3 protein-coding genes are annotated in these 1,835 nt (G+C 42.7%); 2 read left to right on the forward strand and 1 reads right to left on the reverse strand.

Annotated features, from left to right (window positions below; genetic code table 11):
* On the reverse strand, window positions 1-578 hold a 578-nt coding region (rsmH, locus tag Q0140_RS06535), incomplete at its 3' end, for a 16S rRNA (cytosine(1402)-N(4))-methyltransferase RsmH (RefSeq protein ID WP_297962959.1).
* 64 nt (window positions 579-642) lie between these two features.
* On the opposite strand from rsmH, the gene Q0140_RS06540 reads away from it, so the two are divergent.
* Window positions 643-1,203, forward strand: a complete 561-nt coding sequence (locus tag Q0140_RS06540) for a class II aldolase and adducin N-terminal domain-containing protein (protein ID WP_297962960.1) — start codon at window positions 643-645, stop codon at window positions 1,201-1,203.
* A gap of 132 nt (window positions 1,204-1,335) precedes the next feature.
* On the forward strand, window positions 1,336-1,835 hold a 500-nt coding region (locus Q0140_RS06545), incomplete at its 3' end, for a SurA N-terminal domain-containing protein (protein ID WP_297962961.1).

Raw genomic sequence — 1,835 nt, forward strand, 5'->3', positions numbered from 1 at the left:
CGCCCTTTAACGGGCTTCGTTCCGATTAAATTTGCCAAAGCTTTAGCGCTTGTTAGCGGCGCGTTAGCCCGCGCAGCGGCTATTTTGGAGGCGATTGCGTTAGCATTTGTTAGCTCGGTGTATTCGCGAAAAATGCGCGCGAGTTCAGCTTGCGAGTAGCGATTTACAACGTATGCCGCATCCAGCGCCGCGCCTGCGTCCATTCGCATATCCAGCGCGTCGCTTTTGGTGGAAAAGCCGCGCGAGTTTTTATCCAGCTGAAGAGATGAAACGCCAATGTCGGCTAAGATCCCACGAACTGCGCGGAGCTTTTGCTCGGGCAGAATTTCTAAAATTTCGCTAAATTTTGCTTTGTGGATTTCTATGCGATCTTTAAATTTACTGAGCCGCTCGCGCGAAAATTCTATCGCTTCGGCATCTCTGTCGCAAGCGATAAGCTTAAGGCGCGGATTAGCGGTCAAAATGCCCTCGCTGTGCCCTCCGTAGCCTAGCGTGCAGTCGATAACGTAGCCGTCCTCAATCTGCGAAAATGCTGCGATCGTTTGCGAAAAAAGCACCGGAATATGTGGAGCTTGCACTTAAATTTATCCTTTTGAAATTTCTAATCCTATATAATAGCGAAATTTTTTACAAAGGCGAGAGATGGACGAGTATTATTATGAAATTTTACGCAAAATTTCGCTTTCGATGTTTAGAGATAGGCTTTTTGGGATCTTTCACGGCTCGATTTCGGTCAAAATTAAGGAAAATCAGTTTTTGATCAATAAAAAAGATGCGATCTTCGATAGCCTCGGCAAGGATGATTTTATAACTCTGTTTTCGAAGAAGGATTACCGCTGGCAGGACGCCAGCATCGATAGCGACATCCACGTAAATATCTACAAAAATATCAAAGAGGCGAAATTCGTAACCTACGCGATGCCTCCGCATCTCATCGCATATACGCTGGAGCACGATTTTATTTTGCCGCGGGATTATTTCGGGGCGACCAAATTTAAAAGGGTTGAAATTTACGATCCGAAAAATTACGACGATTGGCACGAGCGCGCGCCGTATGAAATTTGTAACTATATGATAAATGAAAATAGCGATATAATGGTGATTCGCGGCTATGGGGTTTTTGCCCATGCAAGGAGCGCGCAGCAAATGGCGAAAAAAATAGCGATTTTAGAAATGAGTTCAAAGCTGCTTTTGCTAAGCTAAGATTAATGTATACCAAATCATTTACTAACGCGTTATAATTCGCTAAAAATGCCTATTTTTCAGCCTTACATAAGGTTTTATCTGTATAATTACTAACAAAAAATTTCTTTAGTTAGCTATTTAAGGATTTAGATGATAGAATGGATGCAAAAGCATAAGAAGTCGCTTATACCGACTATTTGGATAAGCACGATAGCTTTCGTGGGCGCAGGCTTCGTCGGCTGGGGCGCATATGATATGAACGCTAACCGCGCAGGCTCAATCGCTAGAGTAGGGCAGATTTCCATAACCAATCAAGAATATAAGATAAAATCAACCGAGTTATACAATAGATTAAACGCTATGAGCGATGGGCAATTTACTCAAGAACAAGCCAAAAATATGCATCTAGATCAGATCGCAGTAGATCAGTTAATCGGCGAAGCGTATTTTCTAAATTTTGCTAAAGACTTAGGCGTTCAGGCCAGTGATAAAGATGTGGCGGAATTTGTGCTAAACTCGCCGAATTTCCAAGAAAATGGCGCATTTAGTAAGGAACTTTACGATAATGTCGTAAGGAATTCAGGACTTACTAAAAAGGAATTTGAGCGCAATCTACAAAAGGTCCTAACTTTAGAAAAGCTCGGCAAAGC

The sequence above is a fragment of the uncultured Campylobacter sp. genome (assembly GCF_938045405.1).
Classification (GTDB): Bacteria; Campylobacterota; Campylobacteria; order Campylobacterales; family Campylobacteraceae; genus Campylobacter_B.